We start from the raw sequence: 20,679 nt of genomic DNA, 5'->3' as shown, positions 1-20,679 counted from the left end.
CCTGATCTTGCCCCTGTCGGGCGGGGTTGTCAGGTCTTGACAACCGGTCGAACGAGGTGGCGGGGCGCGTCGCCTGCGGCCACTCCGGTCAGCTGCTTCCGCAGGAGCTCGGCCATCCTCCCCAGCAGGTCGGTCGTGTTGCCCCCGGCGTGCGGAGTGATGAGCACCTGAGGCGCGGTCCAGAGGGGGTGCCCGTCCGGGAGGGGTTCGGGGTCGGTGACGTCGAGGGCGATCCGCAGGCGTCCGGCGTGCCTCACCAACGCGTCGGTGTCGGCGACCGGTCCCCGGGCGACGTTGACGAGCAGCGAGCCGTCGGGCATGGCCGCGAGGAAGGCCTCGTCGACGAGGTGGTGGGTCGAGTCGTTGAGCGGGACGATGACCACGACGACGTCGTGGACCGGCAGCAGGTGAGGCAGCTCGTCGATGCCGTGCACTTCGTCGACGAGGTCGTCTCCGGCGCGGGCGCGGGAGGCCACAGCCGTGAGGGTCACGTCGAAAGCGTTGAAACGGCGAGCGATCGCCGTCCCCACGGAGCCGTAGCCCACGATGAGCACCCGGCAGCCGACCAGCGAGGGACGTTGTCCGAGCGGGTTCCATCGCGCGTCATCGCCGGAACGCACGGCCTCGGGGATACCGCGCAACGAAGCGATCGTGAGGCCCAGTGCCAGCTCGGCCGTGGGCGCGTCATAGACACCTGCCGCGTTCGCGACGGCGACCGACTCGGGGACGACCTCGAGCACGCCGTCGTAGCCGGCCGACTGGAGCTGCACCAGACGGCAGTCCGGGAGGTCGACCACATGACCGAGGACTCCGGCCGCCCCGAGATAGGGGGCGATGACGACCTCGATGCGTGCGTCAGTGGCCGGCCCGGCGGCCGGGTCCCACAGGACCGGCTGCACACCGGGTATCTCGCCCACGGCGTCTCGCAGCAACGGGTCGGGGAAGGAGACGACAACCATGCTCCGACCCTAGGCGACCTCAGATCCGGATGAGCTCGGCGACCGGAATCGTGCGGTCGGTCTTGGCCTCGTAGCCCGCGAAGGTCGTCCCCTCCGTGACGAAGCGGACCCACAGCACGTCCCGCTCGGCAGCGGGGAGGACGCGAACCCGGACCTGGTGGGTCACGTCGCCCACCTCCACGCTCGCACGATCTGCGGCCCGGAGGTTGCGGAACCACTGCGGGTCCCCGTCGGCGCCGTTCGCGCTCCCGGCCACGGCATACCCACCGTCGATCTCGATGTAGCAGACCGGCGTCGTGATCTCCTTTCCGCTGCGACGACCCTTGACGGTGAGCAGCAGGATCGGCAGTCCGGCGATGCGGCGGATCCTGGGCGAGTCGATCCGGCGGTAGAGCGCAGCGTGCAGGCCCGTGGCGGCCCGGGAGAAGCTTCGACGTGAGGGACATGCTGTGAGTCTGGACCTCCCCGGCGGTTTTCGACAGCCCTTGGGCGACGATGGAGGTATGCCGTCCGCTCACCTCTGGAACCGACCTCTCCTGCTGGCTGCCGTCGTGGCACTGGGCGCGACCGGATGCACGGGCAGCGGTGGCGACCCGGCTCCCTCGACTGCCGGCCCGTCAACGACGTCACCGTCGACCTCACCCACGACAGCGACCGTGACGCCGTCCGGGTCCCCGTCGGGATCTGCGTCCCCGAGCCGGTCGGCGAGCCCGGCGATCCCCGCCGGATCCCCCTCCGACGTAACGACCGGGCTCGACGTGCCGTGGTCGATCGCCTTCCTCCCCGAGGGTGACGCACTCGTGACCCTGCGGGACAGGGCAGAGGTCCTCCGCGTCACCCCGACCGGCCAGCGGTCCAGCCTCGGAACCATCGACGGCGTGGACGCCGGTGGCGAGGGCGGCCTGCTGGGCGTCGCGGTCTCCCCTGCGTTCGCCAAGGACCGGACGGTGCACCTCTACCTCACCGCCGACAACGACAACCGGGTCGTCAGGACGACCCTCGGGGCAGACGGGTTCGGCTCCACGACAGCGGTGCTCACCGGCATACCCAAGGCAGGCAACCACAACGGTGGCCGCATCGCCTGGGGTCCGGACGGCTTCCTCTATGTCGCGACGGGTGATGCGGCGGACACCGGGCGCTCCCAGGACCGCGACAACCTCGGCGGCAAGATCCTGCGCATCACCGGCGACGGGAAGGCTGCACCCGGCAACCCGTTCGGCGGCAGCCCCGTCTGGAGCCTCGGGCACCGCAACGTGCAGGGACTCGCGTGGGGCAAGGACGGGACGATGTTTGCCAGCGAGTTCGGCCAGAACGCCTGGGACGAGCTCAACGTCATCATGCCGGGCCGCAACTACGGCTGGCCCGAGGTCGAGGGCATCGAGGACGGTGGCGGGGACTTCACCGCGCCGATCGCCCAGTGGGAGACCTCGGACTCGTCGCCGAGCGGCATCACGGTCGGGGCAGACGGCGCGGTCTACATGGCGGCGCTGCGAGGTGAGTCGCTGTGGAAGATCGCCGTGGCCGGGAGCCGTCGGCAGGGCGATCCGGTTCGCCTGCTGGAGGGCCGGTTCGGCCGGATCCGCGATGTCGTCAGTGCACCGGACGGGACCCTGTGGATGCTCACCAACAACACCTCGCGCGGCGACCCGCGCGACGGGGACGACCGCCTCGTGCGGGTGCCGATCGGCTGAAGCCGTGGCCCCGTCCGGGTCCAACCCCCCTCGGGGCCCACGCGGTGAGTACGTTGAGCGAAGTGGTGGGCGCCGACGCCCACCAGACCCCTGAGAGGTGGCACCCACGATGGCTGCAGTTGACGACATGCTCCAGAACCTGCCGATCGAGCAGCTGGCCCGACAGGTCGGCGCGGAGCCGCAGGAGGTCCAGCGAGCCGCTCAGGCCGCCCTGCCCGCCCTCTTCGGCGGGCTCCAGGCCAACGCCCAGGGTGGAGGGTCGGGCTCGATCGTCGAGGCGCTCGGCCAGCACACCGACGAGGTCGAGCCGGGCCAGGTCGACCGTGCCGACGGCGAGAAGATCGCCTCGCACATCTTCGGACCCAACGAGGACCAGGTCTACTCCGCCCTCGGCGGCCCCGGAGCCAGCAGTGACCTGGTCAAGAAGCTCATCCCCATCCTCGCGCCGATGGTCCTGTCCTACCTCGCCAAAAGGGTGCTGGGGGGCGGTGGCGGCCTCGGTGGTGGCACCTCGGGGACCCAGGCGGCGCCCGCCGACCAGGGCGCCCAGAACGGTCCGGGCTCCCTCGACTCGATGCTCCAGGACGTGCTCGGCGGAGCGCTCGGCGGAACGACCCAGCACGTCCCACCCCCGCAGCAGCAGACCCAGCGGTCGGAGCAGTCACCCGGTGGCGGCATCCTCGACGTCCTCGGCGGCCTCCTCGGCGGAGGTCGCCGCTGACAGACCCCGACGCACATGGTGCGGTGCGTGCGTTTGCGACGAAGGAGCAACTGAGCACGTACCGCACCATGTGCGTCGGGACCATGAGCGTGCGGGGAGCGCCAGCTGACGAGCGTCAGCTGGTGAGTGTCAGGAGGTGAGCTTGGCGAGGATGATCTCGCGGGCCTTGCCGGCGTCGGCCTGGCCCTTCATCTCCTTCATGACCTGACCGATGAGCGCACCGGCGGCCTGGACCTTGCCGTCGCGGACCTTTTGCGCGACATCGGGGTTGGCGTCGATGACCTTGTCTACGGCCGCCTCCAGGGCACCGTCGTCCTGGACCAGCTCGAGCCCGCGGGCGTCGGCGACAGCGGTCGGGGTGCCCTCACCGTCGAGCACGCCCTCCCAGACCTGTCGGGCCATCGAGTCGTTGAGCCGACCCGCCTTGACGAGGCCCTCGAGCTCGACGACATGGGCGGGCGTGATCCCCTTCTCCGCGGCATACGCCGGGACGTCGGTCGCGGCCTCCGCGTTCGCACGACGAGCGATCTCACCGGACCACCACTTGCGCGCACCGGCCGGGGTCGAGCCGGCAGCGACGGTCTCACCGATGAGGTCCACGAGACCCGCGTTGAGCACGTCGCGCATCTCGAGGTCGCTGAAGCCCCAGTCGGACTGGAGCCGCTTGCGACGCTCCGCCGGCGGCTCAGGCAGCGTGGCCCGGAGCTGTTCGACGGTCTCGCGGGACGGAGCGACCGGCACGAGGTCGGGCTCGGGGAAGTAGCGGTAGTCGTCGGCGTCGGACTTGACGCGACCGGAGGTCGTGACGCCGGTGTCCTCGTGCCAGTGACGGGTCTCCTGGAGGATGGTCCCGCCCTGCTGGAGGATCGCGCCGTGCCGGCACATCTCGTAGCGGACCGCGCGCTCGACCGACCGCAGCGAGTTGACGTTCTTGGTCTCGGTGCGGGTGCCCAGCGTCGTCGAACCCTTGGGCATGAGCGAGAGGTTGACGTCGCAGCGCATCGAGCCCTGCTCCATCTTGACGTCGGAGACGTCGAGCGCCTTGAGCAGGTCGCGCAGGGTGGCGACATAGGCCCGGGCGATCTCGCCGGCCCGCTCCCCCGCACCGCGCAGCGGCTTGGTGACGATCTCGATGAGCGGGATGCCGGCGCGGTTGTAGTCGACGAGCGAGTGCGTCGCGCCGTGGATGCGGCCGGTCGAGCCACCGACGTGCAGCGACTTGCCGGTGTCCTCCTCCATGTGCGCCCGCTCGATCTCCACGCGGTAGGTCGAGCCGTCGTCGAGCGGCACGTCGAGGTAGCCCTCGAACGCGATCGGCTCGTCGTACTGCGACGTCTGGAAGTTCTTGGGCATGTCCGGGTAGAAGTAGTTCTTCCGGGCGAACCGGCACCACTGCGCGATCTCGCAGTTGAGCGCGAGGCCGATCCGGATCGCCGACTCGACCGCCTTCTCGTTGACGACCGGCAGCGCGCCGGGAAGCCCGAGGCAGACGGGGCAGACCTGGGTGTTGGGCTCGGCGCCGAACTCGGTCGCGCAGCCACAGAACATCTTGGTGTTGGTGCCCAGCTCGACGTGGACCTCGAGGCCCATGACGGGGTCGAACGACGCCATGACCTCGTCGTAGGAGATCGTCGCTTCGGTGTCGACATGCGTCGATGTCATGGGTTCACGCACCCTTCGTCATGGTCGAGAGATCGGGGGCCTTGCCCAGCAGGGGACCACCCCACGACGCGAGGAGACGCTGCTCGAGAGCGGCACCCACGGCATACAGGCGCTCGTCGGCAGCGGCCGGCGCGAGGATCTGGAAGCCGGCCGGCAGCCCGTCCTCGTCGGCGAGGCCGCTGGGCAGCGACATGCCGGGCACGCCCGCGAGGTTGGCCGGGATGGTGGCGACGTCGTTGAGATACATGGCTATCGGGTCGTCGAGCTTGTCGCCGAACCTGAACGCCGTCGTCGGCGCGGTGGGGCTGACGAGCACGTCAGCGCTCTCGAAGGCCTTAGTGAAGTCGTCGGCGATGAGCCGACGGACCTTCTGCGCCGAGCCGTAGTAGGCGTCGTAGTAGCCGGACGACAGGGCGTAGGTGCCCAGGATGATGCGGCGTTTCACCTCGTCGCCGAAGCCGGCGTCGCGCGTTGCCGCCATGACCTGCTCGGCGCTCGGGTCGTCGACGCCCTCGGGCAGGACGCGCAGGCCGAAGCGCATGGCGTCGAACTTCGCGAGGTTGGAGGATGCCTCGCTCGGGAGGATGAGGTAGTAGGCCGCGAGCGCTGCAGTGAAGCTCGGGCACGAGACCTCGACGACCTCGGCGCCGGCGTCGACGAGGTGCTGGACCGACTCGTCGAAGCGCGCCTGCACCCCGGCCTGGAAGCCCTCACCCGTGAGCTCGCGGACGATGCCGATCCGCATGCCCGAGACGTCGGCGCGGCGAGCGGCCTCGACGACGCCGGGCACGGGCGCGTCGATCGAGGTGGAGTCCATCGGGTCGTGGCCACCGATGACCTCGTGCAGCAGGGCCGCGTCGAGGACGGTGCGGGTGCACGGCCCCGCCTGGTCGAGCGAGGACGCGAGCGCGACGAGGCCGTAGCGCGACACCCCGCCGTAGGTGGGCTTGGTCCCGACGGTGCCGGTCACGGCGGCCGGCTGACGGATCGAGCCACCCGTGTCGGTGCCGATCGCGAGCGGCGCCTGGAACGACGCGACGACGGCACTCGAGCCACCACCGGAGCCACCGGGGATGCGGTCGAGGTCCCACGGGTTGCGCGTCGGGCCGTAGGCCGAGTGCTCGGTCGAGGAGCCCATCGCGAACTCGTCCATGTTGGTCTTGCCGAGGATCGGCATGCCGGCCTCGCGCAGTCGCGTCACGACGGTCGCGTCGTAGGGCGGGACCCAGCCCTCGAGGATCTTGCTGCCGCACGTCGTCGGCAGGCCCCTGGTCGCCATGACGTCCTTGACGGCGATCGGCACACCGGCGAGCAGGTGCAGCTGCTCGCCGCGCCCGCGTCGCTCGTCGATGTCGCGCGCACTCGCGAGGGCGCTCTCCCGGGCGACATGGAGATAGGCGTGGACGTCGCCGTCGACGGCGTCGGTGCGGGCCAGGAGGGCCTCGGTCACCTCGACCGACGACGTCTCACCGGTCGTGAGGAGGTCGGCGAGCTCGGCGGCGGTGGCGCGGGTCAGGTCGGTGGTCACATCGGTCCTTGCGGTCTGGGTGTGCGAGGTGCGGGAGAACAACGGCGGGGTATGCCGGGTGCTCACCACCCGGCATACGTGCGTCTCTCAGTCTTCGTCGAGGATGCGCGGCACGGAGAAGCGCTGCTGGTCGGCCTCGGGCGCCCCCGCGAGCACGGCGTCGGCACCGAGGCTCGGTCGGATCACGTCGGGGCGGGTGACGTTGACGATGGGCATGGGGTGGCTCATCGGCTCGACGCCGTCGATCGGGGACTGCTGCACGGTCGCGACGGACTCGAGGATGACGCCCAGCTCGCCGACCATCCGGTCGAGCTCGGCGTCGGAGAGGTCGATGCGGGCGAGACCGGCGAGGTGCGCCACGTCGTCGCGGGTGAGTTCAGCCATGGGCGCCAGTCTAGGTCTCCCCTCCAGGTGCCGTGTCAGGGCTCCGACGGGCGGGGCCACCGCTCCCCGGACATGACGGAGCCGCCCACGGATCTCCCGCGGACGGCTCCGGCCTGTCGTGCGTGCGGCTCAGCGAGGGGCCTTGACGGCGAGCACCGGGCACTCGGCGTCGAGCAGGACCTTCTGGGCCTGGCTCCCGAGGAGGAGCTTGCCGACCGGTGTGCGACGTCGGACACCGATGACGATGAGCTCGGCGTTGGTCTCCTCGGCCAGGTCGACGAGGATCTCGGCAGGGTCCTTCTTGTGGACCGCGTGCGACACCTCGTAGTCCAGGCCCGACGCGTCGAGCTCGGCCCGCAGCGCCGTCAGCTGGTCGTCGTCGACGTAGCGGTTGTCGGCCGAGGCCGCACCCGTGCTGGCGTTGACGACGAGCAGGCGACTGTTGCGGCTCCTCGCCTCGACGACAGCAGCGTCGAGGGCGGCACGTCCTTCCTTGGTGGGCACGAACCCCACGATGACCGGCATGTCAGGCTCCTTCGTTGTTGGCAGGCTGGCGGGCGGTCTCGGCCCCTGTGTGCGGGTCCTGCGGGGTGGTGCCGCGACCGCGAACCCTCGACCAGACCAGGGGGACGATGACGACGAGCAGGATGAGGGCGTAGACGACCTTCGAGAACGTCGTGTTCACCAGGCCTGACAGGTGGCCGTCGCTGATCTGCAGGGCGCGGCGCATGAAGATCTCGGCCCGCGGGGCGAGGATCAGGCCGACGATGAGCGGAACGACCGGGAGTCCGTAACGGCGCATCGCAAACCCGAGACCGCCGACGAGGAGCAGCAGCCAGAGGTCGAACGGCGAGCCGTTGGCCGCGTACCCGCCGAGCGAGGCGAACATGAGGATGCCGGCATACAGGTAGGGCCTGGGGATGAGCAGGAGCTTGGCCCAGAGGCCGGCCATCGGCAGGTTGAGCACGAGGAGCATCGCGTTGCCGATGAGCAGGCTGGCGATGAGCGTCCACACGAGCGGACCCTGCTCGTCGAACAGGCGCGGGCCGACCTGGATCCCGTAGCCCTGGAAGGCGAGGATCATGACGGCCGCGGTCGCGGTCGTCGGGATCCCGAGTGTGAGCAGCGGGACGAGGCTGCCCGCCGCGGAGGCGTTGTTGGTCGCCTCGGGTCCGGCGACGCCTTCGATCGCGCCGTGCCCGAACTCCTCGGGCTTCTTGGACAGCTTGCGCTCGGTGACGTAGGACAGGAAGGTCGGGATCTCGGCGCCTCCGGCCGGGATCGCGCCGAAGGGGAAGCCGATCGCGGTGCCGCGCAACCAGGGCCTCCACGACCGGGAGAGGTCCTCCTTCGTCATGAACCGGCCCTTGATGGGGGTGATCCGGGCCGGGGCCCGCCGCAGGTGCGCCGCGATCCACAGGGCCTCACCCATCGCGAACACGGCAACTGCCACGACGACGACGTCGATGCCGTCCGACAGCTGGTCGATGCCGAAGGTGAGCCGTTGCTGTCCGGACGTCTGGTCGATGCCGATGAGGCCGATCCACACACCCAGCCCGAGGCTGGCGAAGCCACGGATCTTCGAGGAGCCGAGGACCGTGGTCACCGCGACGAACGCGAAGAGCATGACGGCGAGGTAGTCCGGGTCGCCGAGCTGGATCGCGAACTTCACGACCTGGGGCGCGAGGAGCGCGAGGAGCAGCGTGGCGATGGTGCCGGCGACGAACGAGCCGATGGCCGCGGTCGACAGGGCCGCCGCGCCGCGACCCGCCTTGGCCATCTTGTTGCCCTCGATGGCTGTCATCACCGAGGCGCTCTCGCCCGGTGTGTTGAGCAGGATCGAGGTCGTGGACCCGCCGTACATCCCGCCGTAGTAGAGACCGGCGAACATGATGATCGCCTGCTCGACGGGGAGGGTGAGGGTGAGTGGCAGGAGCAGGGCGATGGCCATGGCCGGGCCGATGCCCGGCAGGACGCCGATGGCGGTGCCGAGCAGCACACCGAGGAAGGCGTAGAGGAGGTTCATCGGCGTCAGGGCCGCCGACATCCCGTCGAGCAGGGCGTTGATGCCGTCCATGTCAGAGGATCCCGTCCAGGAGGCCGGCCGGGAGCTTGACTCCCAGACCGAGGAAGAAGCCGTACCAGGTGATGAGGGAGAGTGCGACCGAGATGACCGCGAGCCTCACGTAGTGGCGGTTGCCGAGAGCGTAGGCGGATCCGAAGAAGAGCACGGCGCCGGTGATCGGCCACCCGAGGCGGTCGATGAAGGCCGCGTTGAAGGCGAACGCTGCGGCGAGCAGGCCCACCGTCCTCCAGTCGGAGCCGTGGCTGAGGTCGACGTCCTCGCCCTCCTCCTGCTCACCACGTCCACCGCGAGCGACATCGATCGCGAGGAGCACGGCGCAGAGGATGAGGAGCGCGCCGACGAACATCGGGACGGTCCGCGCGGTCATGAAGCCGCGCGCGCCCCGCTCGATGAGGCCGAGGGCGTCGACGATCGCGACGATGCCCAGGGCCAGCAGGAGGAGGGACACCCCGTACTCGGAGCGCCCCTCCCCCCGCGACTGCAGGTCGTCGCTCATCAGACGAGTCCCAGCTCCTTGAGCACACCGGCGACGCGGTCGCTCTCGGAGGTCAGGAACGTCTTGAACTCGTCGCCCACGATGAAGGCGTCGGTCCAGCCCTTCTCGGCGAGCGTCTTCTTCCACTCCTCCGTGCCGTGCAGGGCGGTCACGGCGGCGACGAGCTTCTGCTTGTCGGCGTCGGTGATGCCCGGAGCGGCGACCAGACCACGCCAGTTGGTGAAGACCAGGTCGACGCCCTGGTCCTTGAGCGGCTTGGCGTCGAGGCCCTCGACCGGCTTGTCGCTCGTCACGGCAAGGACACGCACGTCACCGGACTCGGCCTGCTTGACGACCTCGCTGACGCCGGTGGCGGCGAAGCCGAGCTTCTTGCCGAGGACGGCCGTCATCAGCTCGCCACCGCCGTCGTAGGCGACGTAGTTGACCTTCTTGGCATCGAGGCCGACGGCCTTGGCCAGGAGCATCGGGGTCAGGTGGTCGGGACCGCCGACGTTGGACGCGCCACCGACGGGCACGGCGCCCGGGTTGGCCTTCCAGGCGTTGACGAGGTCGTCGAGGGTCTTGTAGGGGGAGTCCTTCGCCACGACGATGGCCTCTGACTCCTCGATGAGCTTGGCGACGGGTGTCGTGTCGGTGAGCTTGGCCTCCGACTTGTTGCTGTAGGACGCGCCGACGACGCCGAGTCCCATCTGCATGAGGAGGTCGCCCTTGCCCTTCTCGTTGATGAGCCGCGCGAGGCCGACGGTGCCTCCGGCACCGGCCTGGTTGAAGACCTCGACGGAGCCGCTGAGGCCGGCCGACTGGAGGTCGGCGGAGACCGCGCGGGCCGTCTGGTCGTAGCCCGAGCCGGGCGAGTTGGGAACCATGATGCGCAGGCCGGAGAAGCTTCTCGGCGCTGGCGCTGCCACTGGCGCCGGCGGCGGGTTCGTCGGTCTTGCTCACGCCACAGGCGGTGAGGGTGAGGGCTGCGGCGGCGGCGACTGCGGCGCCGCGAACCAGAGAGGTCTTTCGCACGGGTGACTCCTTTGTCGGGGTGGGTGCGTCGATGTCCACCGTTCCGCCTCCCGGCCCCGCTGTCACGGTTGCGGCCACAGACTCTGTTGAGTTCTTTGTGCTCACGGTCCCGGCACCTGTGCGGCGCACCGACCGGCACAATCAAGAGGTGGAGCGAGGAGTGGGCCAACGGGTGCGGACGCTGCTGCGTCGCATCTGGCCCCAGACCCTCGCCGGTCGCATGCTCGCCACCCAGCTGCTCATCGTGAGCATCGTCTTCGTCGGGGTGGGCGCCCTCTCGGTCGCCCAGCAGGGTGCCGGCGTCACCGACCGCGAGGTCCGCCGCGCGCGCCAGGTCGCCGAACAGGTGACCCAGGAGCCCGGAGTCCGACAGGTGCTCGGGCCGCAGGGCGAGTCCTGGATGTCGCAGGCCCAGGCAGCACTCGAGTCGGCCCGCACGCTCTCGGACTCCGAGGGCGTCTACCTCGCGCGCACGAGCGACGGCTCCGTCATCGTGGCCGCCGCTGAGGACCCGCTGCGTCGGCTGCCCCGGACCGACGCCTTCGAGGGCAGCTCGTGGCTCGGCGGTGAGGGGGACGACGACGACCCCGAGACGATGATGGCGATGGCGCCGGTCATCGTCCCCGGCGAGCTCGAGCCGGTCGGTGTCGTCGCCGTGACGAGGCCCTCGCCCTCGGTCTGGGACGACCTCGCGACCATCACCCCCAATCTCCTGACCTACCTCGGCCTGGCCGGGGTCATCGGCGTCGTCGGCTCCCTGCTCCTCGCACGACGGGTGAAGCGACAGACGCTCGGGCTCGAGCCCCGCGAGATCGCAGGCCTCGTCGAGCAGCGCGAGGCGGTGCTGCACGGCATCAAGGAGGGGCTTCTCGCCATCGACCTCGCCGGGCGGGTGACACTCATCAACGACGAGGCCGCCACCCTGCTGTCCATCCCCCAGGCGGGGGCCGTGGGGCACTCGCTGTCCGAGCTGGGAGCCGACAGGCCACTCCTCGAGCTGTTCCCGTCACGACGCCTGCGCAGCGGGCCCACGGTGACGGTCACCGACGAGCCCGAGGTGCCGTCGGTCGACAGGGTCATGCTCGTCCGGGGACGGCTCGTCACCGCCAACGTCATGCCGGTGCGCCAGCAGGGAAGGCTCGTCGGGCACGTCGCCACGCTCCGCGACCGCACCGAGCTCCTCGAGCTGCAGCGCGACCTCGACGTCACCCGGGCGACGACCGACTCGCTGCGTGCCCAGGCTCACGAGTTCAGCAACCGGATGCACGTCGTCGCCGGGCTCATCGCGCTCGAGGAGTACGAGGACGTCCGGGACTACATCCGGCACATCACGGCCGACGAGGCCGAGCTCACCGCACGCGTGGGGACCGCGGTCGCCGACCCTGCGGTCGCGGCCATGCTCATGGCCAAGAGCCGGCAGGCCGCGGAGCGCGGGATCACCCTGGACCTGGATGACGACACCCGGCTGGCCCGGCTCGACGGTGACGTGTCGACAGACCTCAACACGATCCTGGGCAACCTCGTCGACAACGCCCTCGATGCCGTCCCGGAGCTCAGCGGGCGGGTGCGCGTGGCGCTGGCGGGCCCGGACGACGGCACGGTCCGCCTCACGGTGCGAGACAACGGCCCCGGCGTCCCGACCGGCGACATGGGCACCCTCTTCGTGCGCGGCTTCTCGACCAAGGACAGCGAGCCGGGGTCCTCGCGCGGCATCGGCCTGGCCCTCGTGCGTATGGTCTGCACCAAACGCGGAGGAGTGGTGAGCGTGAGCAACGACGACGGTGCCGTCTTCACGGTCAGCCTCCCGACGGGCTGAGCCATGACGCCCTCCCACTCCCTTCCCATCCGCACCGTCGTCGTCGACGACGACTTCATGGTCGCGCGGCTGCACTCCAGCACCGTCGCCCGTCTCGACGCCTTCGAGGTCGTCGGTGTCGCGAGCACCGGCGCGCAGGCCCTCGCGATGGTCAAGGACAAGCGGCCGGACCTCGTGCTCCTCGACGTCTACCTGCCCGACCTCACCGGGCTCGAGGTGCTGCGCCGGCTGCGCGGCCTGGGCGCCGACTGCGACGTCATCGTCATCAGCGCCGCCCGCGACCTCGACTCGCTGCGCCAGGCGATGCAGTCGGGGGTCTACCAGTACCTCGTCAAGCCGTTCGAGCTCGAGGAGCTGCGACGACGGCTCGACGAGTACGCCCTGCACCGCGCCCGGATCCGCGGACAGGACCCGGACACCGCGGTGGAGCAGGACGAGGCCGACCGCCTCTTCCGCGCGCCCGCCGGCAGGAGCCGCACCTCGCTCCCCAAGGGCATCAGCGCCGAGACGGTCCAGCTCGTGAGCCAGGCCCTCGTGGGCGCCGGCGACGAGGGCCTGTCCGCGACAGAGTGCGCGGAGGTCGTGGGCGTCGCGCGGAGCAGTGCTCGCCGCTACCTGGAGTACCTCGTCGACTCAGGGGCGGCCGTCGTGCGTCACCGCTACGGCTCTGCCGGCCGTCCGGAGCGCCGCTATCAGACCGCGGCCCAGTAGGTCCGCTGGTTCATGAACGCATACATCCCCTCGGCCGACAGCTCGCGCCCGTAGCCCGACTGCTTGGTCCCGCCGAACGGCACGCGCACGTCGGACGCGACGACGGCGTTGATGAAGACCGCGCCCGTCGTGACGCGCGCGGCGAGCTCGACGGCCCTCTCGGTCGACGCGCTCCAGACCGAGAGACCCAGCCCGTATGCCGTCGCACCGGCCAGCCGTGCCGCGTCGTCGTCGTCCTTGGCCACCACGACTGCGGCCAGGGGACCGAACGTCTCCTCGTCGAAGGCAGGGACGCCCGGTCCGTCGACGACGAGGACGGTCGGCTCGAAGAACCAGCCGGCACCATCGATCGGCGAGCCACCGGCCACGAGCCGCGCCCCCGCAGCCACGGACTCGTCCACCTGCCGCTTGACGGCCGTGCGCAGGTCGTCGCGCGCCATCGGCCCGACGTCCACCGACTCGTCCGTCGGGTCGCCCACCTGCAGCGCCGAGACACCGAGGAGGAACCGTTCGAGGAAGCTGTCCGCGACGTCGGCGGCGACGACGAACCGCTTCGCACACACACAGGACTGGCCGGCGTTGTGGAAGCGGGCGCGCACGGCGGAGTCGGCCGCAGCGGCCACGTCGGCATCGGACAGCACGACGAAGGCGTCGGAGCCACCGAGCTCGAGGACGGATGGCTTCACCGCACGACCCGCCGCCGCTCCGACCGCTGCGCCGGCACGGTTGCTGCCGGTCAGGGTCACGCCGGCCACCCGCGGGTCGGCGATCAGCCGCTCGCTCACCTCGGCGACCCGGGCCTCGTCGACGACGAGAGTGCGCAGGACGCCCTGTGGCACACCGGCATCGAGCAGCAGGGCCTCGATGGCGAGGGCCGATCCCGTGACGTTCGGCGAGTGCTTGAGGAGGACGGTGTTGCCGGCGCCCACGGCAGGGAGAACGAAGCGCATGACCTGCCACAGCGGGAAGTTCCAGGGCATGACGGCGAGGACGGGGCCCAGCGGCTCGCGGGTCACCCACGCGTTCGCCGAGTCCCCCACGTCTACCCACTGTGGCTCGAGCAGCCGGTGGAGACTGTCGGCGTACCAGCGAGCCGTGCTCGCCGACTTGTCCACCTCACCGCGCGCCTCGCGCAGGGGCTTGCCCATCTCGGACGTGATCAGTGCGGCCATCGAGTTTCGCTGCGCGTCGAGGGTGTCGGCGATCCGGGCCAGGAGGGCTGACCGGTCGGCGACCCCGAGCGCCGCCCAGGTCCGGGCAGCCTCGGTCACCTCGGTGAGGGCGTCCTCGATCGCAGCGTCATCCATGACCGGGTAGGACGCGAGCAACTCCCCTGTGGCCGGGTTGACGGTCTCGATGACGGTCCCGTCGGTGCTCACGGAGTGCTCAGCCCGCCCCGGTCGGCCTCCGAGAGGTGCTCGAAGGTCTCCCCGGTCGCGGTGATCGTCCGTGTCACGTCGCGGCCGCCATAGACCCAGTAGATCCGCATGACGCCCGTGCCTCGGTTGTAGAAGCGGTGCGGCACACCCGCTGGCACCCACGTCGCCTCACCGGCGACGAGCTCGTGCTCCTGCCCGTCGATCTCGGCGACGGCCTCGCCCTCGAGGATGAGCACGGACTCCTCGACGTTGTGGCTGTGCAGCGGCAGGCCCGTCCCCTCCTGGAACTGCGTCTGCCCAGTCGTCACCCGGTTGGTCTCGCAGTTCCACCTGCCGACGTAGGGGATGGTGCGGACTCCGTTGCCACGGTCGAACGGCTCGACCTCGTCGGGTCGGATGATCAGGTTCGGGGCGTCGGGTGCTGTGCGGTCGGTCATCGTGGGGACTCCAGCTTCGTGAGGAGGGCGGTGGTGAACTGGTCGGTGTCGAGGCATCCGCGCAGGTCGCGGGTGCGGGTGGCGGGATCGCCGATGCACTCCCCCACGGCGGCGTCGATGGCATCGGCGGCGCGGGCGAACGTCTCGGACGCGGTGCGCTCCGACCACCAGCGCAGCAGCATGGCGGTGGAGAGGATGAGCGACGTCGGGTTCGCGATCCCTTGGCCGGCGATGTCAGGTGCCGAGCCGTGCTGGGCCTGGGCCACGGCCACTCCGTCGCCGACGTTGAGCGAGCCTCCGAGGCCCAGGCTTCCCGAGAGGGCACAGGCCAGGTCGGAGAGGATGTCGCCGAACATGTTCGTGGTCACGACCACGTCGAACTCCTGCGGGGAGCGCACGAGGTGGGCCGTCGCGGCGTCGACGATGAGCTGGCGCAGCTCGACGCCCGGGTGCCGTGCGGCCACGGCGCGGACCTCCTCGAGGAAGAGCCCGTCGGACAGCTTGAGCACGTTGGCCTTGTGGACCGCCGTGACCCGGCCACGGCGCCCAGCCGCGAGCCGGAAGGCCTCCTCCGCCACGGCGTTGCAGGCCCGGCGCGAGACCTTGCGAACCGAGAGCGCCAGGTCGGGATCGGGCATGAGCTCGCCACTGCCGGCAAACATGTTGCGGTCGCTGTAGAAGCCCTCGGTGTTCTCCCTGACGATGACGAGGTCGAGCGGCTCGGGCAGCACGGTGAGGTCGGGGATGCTGCGGGCCGGCCGGATGTTCGAGTACAGCCGATAGGTCGTCCGGATCGCCGCGGACGGGTTCCATCCGCCCTCGGTCCGGGCGGGGTAGTCCAGGTGCGAGACGGGTCCCAGGATGGTGCCGTCGACCTCGCCCACACGCTCGAGCACGTCCTGCGGCATCGTCTCACCGACCGCCTCGTGCGCAGCCCAGCCGATGTCGCGGCGCTCGATCTCGAGGTCAAGACCGAACGCCTCGTCGGCCGCGCGCAGGACGCGTTCGGTCGCGTCGGTGATCTCGGGACCGATGGCGTCACCCGGGAGCAGGAGGAGCCTCATGCCGGTGCCTCCTGCGCCTTGTCGGTCTCGCGATGGGCGATCACCAGCTCGGTGATGGTGTTCACCTGGCTGCCGGGGACGACGGTGCGAACCACCGCTTCGCGCCACCGCGCGAAGTGGGGTGCGGCACGGTGGGCCTCGAGCGCCGCCTCGTCCCCATAGATCTCGTAGAAGACGAAGTGGTCCGGGTCGGACCGGTCCTGGCAGACGTCGAACCGCAGGCACCCGGGCTCGTCACCGAACGTCGAGGCCGCGTTGCTCGTGATGGCGTCCAGGAACTCCTCTCGACGATCCGGGAGGACGTCCAGTCGGACGATGAGCGAGATCATGCGGTGTCCTTCGGTGCGCTGGTCTGCGGTGGTGTCACGCCCGTGGCGTCGGCGAGCTTCGCCAGCTCGGCCCAGGTCTGGGCGGAGACGGGTATGCCGTCCGCTTCCGCGCGTCGTCGGTTGCGGTCCTCCAGCTCGCCCGGGGTGAGCACGCCGTCGGACCACGCGGCCGGCTCGCTGGAGCGGACCTGGTCGGCCAGCGCCGACACCCTCGAGTCGTAGTCCGCCCGGTCGGCGAAGACGTCGACGTCGAGGGTGATGAGCAGGTGACCGGCGCCGCTGGCCCCCTCCGGGCGGTAGGGACCGACGACGTCCGCCCCGAACGCGCTGCCCGTGAGCACGCCGGCGAGCACGTCGAACATGAACGCCATGACATAGCCCTTGGCGCCGCCCACCGGCAGGATGAGGCCCTCGATCGCCTCGCACGGATCCGTAGTCGGAGTGCCGTCGGCTGCTGCACCCCACCCCGGCGGGATGGACCCGCCCCGGTCGGCGGCGACATAGACCTTGCCACGGGCCACGGCGGTGTTGGCCATGTCCATGACGAGGACGTCGCCGTCGGGTCCGGGGGCGGCGATCGACCACGGGTTGGTGCCGATGAGCTTCGTGCGACCGCCCCAGGGCGCCATGGCCGGCGAGGCGTTCGTCGCGAGCATCGCGATGAAGCCGCGCTCAGCGGCATACCTCGTGAAGTAGGCGGCCGTCCCGAAGTGACCCGAGCGCCGCACTGCGACGGCACTGATGCCGTGCGTCCGGGCGCGCTCGACCCCGAGCTCGACGGCGCGCTGGGTGACGACCTGCCCGAGGCCGTCATGGCCATCCAGGACGACGACACTCCCCGAGTCGCGCACCGCCTCGACCTGTGTGACGGCCCGCATCGCACCGCTACGGATGCGGGTGAGGTACCAGGGAAGCCGGATCGCACCGTGCGACGGGTGCCCCCACAGCTCGGCGACGAGCAGGGTGTCGGCCAGGAGGTCGGCGTCGCCGGTCGGCACCCCGTGGGCCCGGGCCACGTCGGCCATGAACGTGGCCAGGGGCTGTGCCTCAAGGATGCGATCGGTCATGACGGCATGGTTGCATACTTGTACACAAGTAGACAAGACGATCTCACCGCGACAGGATGCCCGCATGTCCACGAGCCCCCGTCGCCGCAGCGGCGCCCAGTTCGTCTACGAGGAGCTGCTCGCCCAGATCCAGGACATGCGGCTCGAGCCGGGACGACGCCTCAACGAGACCGAGCTCGCGAGCTCGCTCGGGGTGAGCCGCACTCCCCTGCGCGAGGCCCTGAGGCTGCTACTCGCGGAGGATCTCCTCGAGCAGCTCCCGACCGGCGGCATGGTCGTCCGTCGCCTCTCGACGCGCGACGCCGCGGAGCTGTATGCCGTCCGCGCCAGTCTCGAGGCTCTCGTCGCCGCTGCTGCGGCGGAGCGGGCCGGACCCGCTGACGTGGGTCGGCTCAGCGCCCTGCTGGACCGCAACGAGGCCCTCGCCGGTCTCGCCGAGGGCGCCATGGAGTCAGGTCACGCCATCCACGTCGAGATCGAGCGGATCGCCGACCACGCCTGGGCCTCAAGGGTGCTCGCGCAGATCGAGGGCCAGCTCGCGCGCTACCGCCGCTTCAGCAACGCCTCGCCCGACCGTCGCGGGGCAGCGCTCGCCGAGCACCGCGGGATCGTCGAGTCGATCGCAGCGGCCGACGCGGCCACGGCCGTAGAGCGTGCCGAGCAGCACGTGCTCGCGGCCCGCGAGGCGACCTTGGCGCAGCTCGAGGTCAGTCTTGCTCCGTCCACCGCCGCAGGATCATCGGGATCACCCCGCCCGACCTGAGCAGGTCCACCTCGACCGAGGTCTCGATCGCGGCCACCAGCGTGAGATCGGTCCTCGCGCCGTCGGAGCGCTCATGGCTGACGTGGACGGAGCACCGGGGAGCCAGCGCACCGGCGTCGACGTCGACGACGAGGCGGTCCGACGCCGCGAGCGTGCCCAGCCTCTTGCGCAGGTCGGCCGGTAGGACGAGCGGCAGGATGCCCATCCCGATGAGGTTGGTCCGGTGGATCCGCTCGAACGACGCCGCGAGGACCGCGCGGACACCGAGCAGGTGCTGTGCCTTGGCCGCCCAGTCACGCGAGCTCCCCATGCCGTAGCGCTCGCCCGCCACGACGACGACCGGCACCTCGTCGGCCCGATAGCGCTCGGCGACCTCGAACACCGGCCCGACCGACCCGTCGGCGTGACGGGTCGTCCCGGGATCACCTCCGGCCACGAGGTCGTTGACCATCGTCGCGTTGACGAAGGCACCCCGCACCATCGCCTCCCAGTTGCCCCGTCGGGCCGCGAGCACGCCCAGGTCGGCGCGGTCCTCACCGCCGGCCACGAGGAAGTCGGCCAGGAGGCTCCTCGTCGGGATCGCGCTGGCAGGCGAGATGTGGTCGGTCGTGATGTCGTCGCCGAGCACGAGGAGCGGGCTGGCCGAGAAGGATGCGAGCGCCGGGGCGTCCGGCCGGACGAACGGCGGTCGGCGCAGCGTCGACGAGCGGGGGTCCCACGGGAAGGTGGGGCCCGACGGCGCCTCGAGCGCGGCCCATCGGTCACTGCGGTGCGCCTGCCGGAAGGCCTGCGGGAAGTCGGAGGTGTCGACGGCCTGGGCCGTCGCGGCAGCGACCTCCTCGTCGGTCGGCATGAGGTCGGCCAGCCTCACCGGGCGACCGTCCGCGGTGGTCGTCAGCACGGCTGACTCGATGTCCTGCGCCGCGTCACCGAGCAGGGCATAGGCCACGACGAGCGCCGGTGACATGAGGAAGCCGGTCGCCAGGTCGGGGTGGACCCGGCCTTGGAAGTTGCGGTTCCCACTGAGCACGGCCACGGGCGCGACCCGACCCGCCCGCCGAGCGGCCTCGATGGCCGGGGGCAGTGCCCCGGAGTTGCCGATGCACGTCGTGCAGCCGAAACCCACGATGTCGAACCCCACGAACGACAGCGCGTCGAGCAGGCCGGACCTGCGCAGATACCGCTGTGCCGCGGGCGATCCCGGCGCAAGCGAGGTCTTGACCCACGGCTTGCTCGTGAGGCCGTGGCTGCGGGCGTTGCGGGCGAGGAGGCCGGCGGCGATGAGCTGGGCCGGGTCGGAGGTGTTGGTGCAGCTCGTGATGGAGGCGATGGCCACCGGTGCCGCCGGGAGGTCGTGCGCCCTCGCCCCTGCAGCCCGCCGTCCCAGGACAACCGGTATGCCGTCCAGCCGCAGGGAGTCCTGTGGACGGGTCGGCCCGGCGACCGTGCGGCGCACTGTGCCGAGGTCGACCTCGAGGGTTCGCGTGTAGTCGGGGTCGACGGCCGGGTCGAACCACAGTCCGGCGGCGCGGTGGTGCGCCTCGACGAGGTCCGCGTCGACCCGCTCACGGGCGACGAGCCGAAGGTGCGACAGCACGGCCTCGTCGACCGGGAAGAAGCCGGTCGTCGCGCCGTACTCGGGCGCCATGTTGGCCACGACGGCGCGCTGTCCGACGGTCAGCGTGCCGACACCGGGTCCGTGGAACTCGACGAATTCCCCGTTGACGCCGAGCCGTCGCAGGACGTGGGTGAGCGTGAGTGCGAGGTCGGTCGCAGTGACACCCTGCGACAACCTGCCCACGAGCCGCACGCCCACGACGTCGGGAATGCGCAGCGTCGCCGGCAGCCCCAGCATGACGAGCTCGGCCTCGAGACCGCCGATCCCCCAGCCGAGCACCCCCATGCCGTTCACCATGGGGGTGTGGCTGTCCGTCCCGAGCATCACGTCGGGGCGCAGGAACCCGTCGTCGCCGACCTCGCTCACCGACGCCAGCTGCTCGAGGTTGATCGTGTGCATGATGCCGCTGCCCGGCGGGTTGAGGTGCACGGTCGGCATCGCCGCCGCCGCCCACTTGAGGAACGAGAAGCGTTCACCGTTGCGTCGCATCTCGAGATCCTCGTTGCGTGCCAGGGCGTCCGGTGAGGCGTAGGCCTCGACGGCGAGCGAGTGGTCCACGGACACCTCGACGGGCAGTCGCGGCGTGATGTCCCGGGGGTCGCGACCCGACTCCGCGAGGCAGTCGCGCATGGCGGCGACGTCGACGAGCGCGGGGGTGCTCGTCGTGTCGTGCATGAGCAGCCGCCCCGGCGTGAGCTCGATCTCCGCACTGCTCGTGCAGGTCGCGGTCCACGCCCCCATCGCCGCGAGCGCCCGGTCGCGGCTCTCCCCTGTCATGCACCTCGCCACGTTCTCGGCGAGCAGCCGCAGGACGTAGGGGAAGCGAGGCAGGTCCGGACCCAGGACCTGCTCCAGGTCGACCATGACGAGATCGCGCCCTCCGTGCGCGAGGGTGGTCGTGCAGAACACTGGGGACGCCGTCATGGGTTGATGGTGACGGTTATAACCTCGTCG

General features: G+C 70.8%; 19 protein-coding genes and 1 pseudogene. 5 read left to right on the top strand and 15 right to left on the bottom strand.

Annotation, left to right across the window (positions count from 1 at the left end):
- Positions 1-29: 29 nt before the first annotated feature.
- Both ACZZ98_RS14325 and ACZZ98_RS14320 read right to left on the bottom strand, forming a co-directional pair.
- Positions 30-959, bottom strand: coding sequence for a 2-hydroxyacid dehydrogenase (locus ACZZ98_RS14325; protein ID WP_463516878.1), 930 nt, complete (start codon positions 957-959; stop codon positions 30-32).
- Positions 960-978: 19 nt separating this feature from the next.
- Positions 979-1,365, bottom strand: coding sequence for a nitroreductase/quinone reductase family protein (locus ACZZ98_RS14320; RefSeq protein ID WP_463517786.1), 387 nt, complete (start codon positions 1,363-1,365; stop codon positions 979-981).
- A gap of 97 nt (positions 1,366-1,462) precedes the next feature.
- Between ACZZ98_RS14320 and ACZZ98_RS14315 the strand changes: the two genes are divergently transcribed.
- Positions 1,463-2,650 carry a PQQ-dependent sugar dehydrogenase gene (locus ACZZ98_RS14315; protein WP_463516877.1) on the top strand — a complete coding sequence of 396 codons (1,188 nt, stop codon included), beginning with the start codon at positions 1,463-1,465 and terminating at the stop codon, positions 2,648-2,650.
- Positions 2,651-2,759: 109 nt separating this feature from the next.
- Positions 2,760-3,371 (top strand): DUF937 domain-containing protein, encoded by a 612-nt coding sequence (locus tag ACZZ98_RS14310; protein WP_463516876.1) that lies wholly within the window; start codon positions 2,760-2,762, stop codon positions 3,369-3,371.
- A gap of 129 nt (positions 3,372-3,500) precedes the next feature.
- On the opposite strand, the gene gatB is transcribed toward ACZZ98_RS14310, so the two are convergent.
- The 7 genes and pseudogenes from gatB to ACZZ98_RS14275 form a co-directional block, all read right to left on the bottom strand.
- Positions 3,501-5,033, bottom strand: a complete 1,533-nt coding sequence (gene gatB / locus ACZZ98_RS14305) for an Asp-tRNA(Asn)/Glu-tRNA(Gln) amidotransferase subunit GatB (protein WP_463516875.1) — start codon at positions 5,031-5,033, stop codon at positions 3,501-3,503.
- Between the two features lie 4 nt (positions 5,034-5,037).
- Positions 5,038-6,561: an Asp-tRNA(Asn)/Glu-tRNA(Gln) amidotransferase subunit GatA gene (gatA, locus tag ACZZ98_RS14300; RefSeq protein ID WP_463516874.1), complete on the bottom strand. Its 1,524-nt coding sequence runs from the start codon at positions 6,559-6,561 to the stop codon at positions 5,038-5,040.
- A gap of 87 nt (positions 6,562-6,648) precedes the next feature.
- On the bottom strand, positions 6,649-6,945 hold the full coding sequence (gene gatC, locus ACZZ98_RS14295; RefSeq protein ID WP_463516873.1) for an Asp-tRNA(Asn)/Glu-tRNA(Gln) amidotransferase subunit GatC: 297 nt from the start codon (positions 6,943-6,945) through the stop codon (positions 6,649-6,651).
- A gap of 129 nt (positions 6,946-7,074) precedes the next feature.
- Positions 7,075-7,470 (bottom strand): universal stress protein, encoded by a 396-nt coding sequence (locus tag ACZZ98_RS14290; protein WP_463516872.1) that lies wholly within the window; start codon positions 7,468-7,470, stop codon positions 7,075-7,077.
- 1 nt (position 7,471) lies between these two features.
- A complete protein-coding gene (locus tag ACZZ98_RS14285) occupies positions 7,472-9,022 on the bottom strand; it encodes a tripartite tricarboxylate transporter permease (protein WP_463516871.1) in 1,551 nt (516 codons plus the stop codon).
- 1 nt (position 9,023) lies between these two features.
- On the bottom strand, positions 9,024-9,527 hold the full coding sequence (locus tag ACZZ98_RS14280) for a tripartite tricarboxylate transporter TctB family protein (protein WP_463516870.1): 504 nt from the start codon (positions 9,525-9,527) through the stop codon (positions 9,024-9,026).
- Positions 9,527-10,541 (bottom strand): annotated as a pseudogene (locus ACZZ98_RS14275) (Bug family tripartite tricarboxylate transporter substrate binding protein). Before ACZZ98_RS14275 ends, ACZZ98_RS14280 begins: the two are co-directional and overlap by 1 nt.
- A gap of 148 nt (positions 10,542-10,689) precedes the next feature.
- On the opposite strand from ACZZ98_RS14275, the gene ACZZ98_RS14270 reads away from it, so the two are divergent.
- Both ACZZ98_RS14270 and ACZZ98_RS14265 read left to right on the top strand, forming a co-directional pair.
- Complete coding sequence (locus tag ACZZ98_RS14270) at positions 10,690-12,357, top strand: sensor histidine kinase (RefSeq protein ID WP_463516869.1); 1,668 nt, start codon at positions 10,690-10,692, stop codon at positions 12,355-12,357.
- Positions 12,358-12,360: 3 nt separating this feature from the next.
- Positions 12,361-13,068 carry a response regulator gene (locus ACZZ98_RS14265; protein WP_463516868.1) on the top strand — a complete coding sequence of 236 codons (708 nt, stop codon included), beginning with the start codon at positions 12,361-12,363 and terminating at the stop codon, positions 13,066-13,068.
- Here ACZZ98_RS14265 and ACZZ98_RS14260 read toward each other — a convergent pair.
- The 5 genes from ACZZ98_RS14260 to ACZZ98_RS14240 are packed head-to-tail and all read right to left on the bottom strand — an operon-like array spanning position 13,050 to position 17,344.
- Entirely contained in the window at positions 13,050-14,447 is a 1,398-nt protein-coding gene (locus tag ACZZ98_RS14260) for an aldehyde dehydrogenase family protein (RefSeq protein ID WP_463516867.1), read from the bottom strand. The genes ACZZ98_RS14265 and ACZZ98_RS14260 overlap by 19 nt on opposite strands.
- Positions 14,444-14,884 carry a cupin domain-containing protein gene (locus ACZZ98_RS14255; protein ID WP_463516866.1) on the bottom strand — a complete coding sequence of 147 codons (441 nt, stop codon included), beginning with the start codon at positions 14,882-14,884 and terminating at the stop codon, positions 14,444-14,446. The genes ACZZ98_RS14260 and ACZZ98_RS14255 overlap by 4 nt, the downstream gene beginning before the upstream one ends.
- Positions 14,881-15,948 (bottom strand): isocitrate/isopropylmalate dehydrogenase family protein, encoded by a 1,068-nt coding sequence (locus tag ACZZ98_RS14250; protein ID WP_463516865.1) that lies wholly within the window; start codon positions 15,946-15,948, stop codon positions 14,881-14,883. Before ACZZ98_RS14250 ends, ACZZ98_RS14255 begins: the two co-directional genes overlap by 4 nt.
- Entirely contained in the window at positions 15,945-16,277 is a 333-nt protein-coding gene (locus ACZZ98_RS14245) for a putative quinol monooxygenase (RefSeq protein ID WP_463516864.1), read from the bottom strand. Before ACZZ98_RS14245 ends, ACZZ98_RS14250 begins: the two co-directional genes overlap by 4 nt.
- Entirely contained in the window at positions 16,274-17,344 is a 1,071-nt protein-coding gene (locus tag ACZZ98_RS14240; protein ID WP_463516863.1) for an Ldh family oxidoreductase, read from the bottom strand. The genes ACZZ98_RS14245 and ACZZ98_RS14240 overlap by 4 nt, the downstream gene beginning before the upstream one ends.
- A 64-nt stretch (positions 17,345-17,408) precedes the next feature.
- Here ACZZ98_RS14240 and ACZZ98_RS14235 point away from each other — a divergent pair, with 64 nt between their 5' ends.
- On the top strand, positions 17,409-18,107 hold the full coding sequence (locus ACZZ98_RS14235) for a GntR family transcriptional regulator (protein ID WP_463516862.1): 699 nt from the start codon (positions 17,409-17,411) through the stop codon (positions 18,105-18,107).
- Here the strand turns inward: ACZZ98_RS14235 and acnA are convergent.
- Positions 18,052-20,649, bottom strand: coding sequence for an aconitate hydratase AcnA (acnA, locus tag ACZZ98_RS14230; protein ID WP_463516861.1), 2,598 nt, complete (start codon positions 20,647-20,649; stop codon positions 18,052-18,054). The two genes, ACZZ98_RS14235 and acnA, sit on opposite strands and share 56 nt — an antisense overlap.
- Positions 20,650-20,679 lie beyond the last annotated feature (30 nt).

The sequence above is a fragment of the Knoellia sp. AC549 genome, from assembly GCF_979258975.1.
This window is presented reverse-complemented; position numbering and strand designations above follow the sequence as displayed.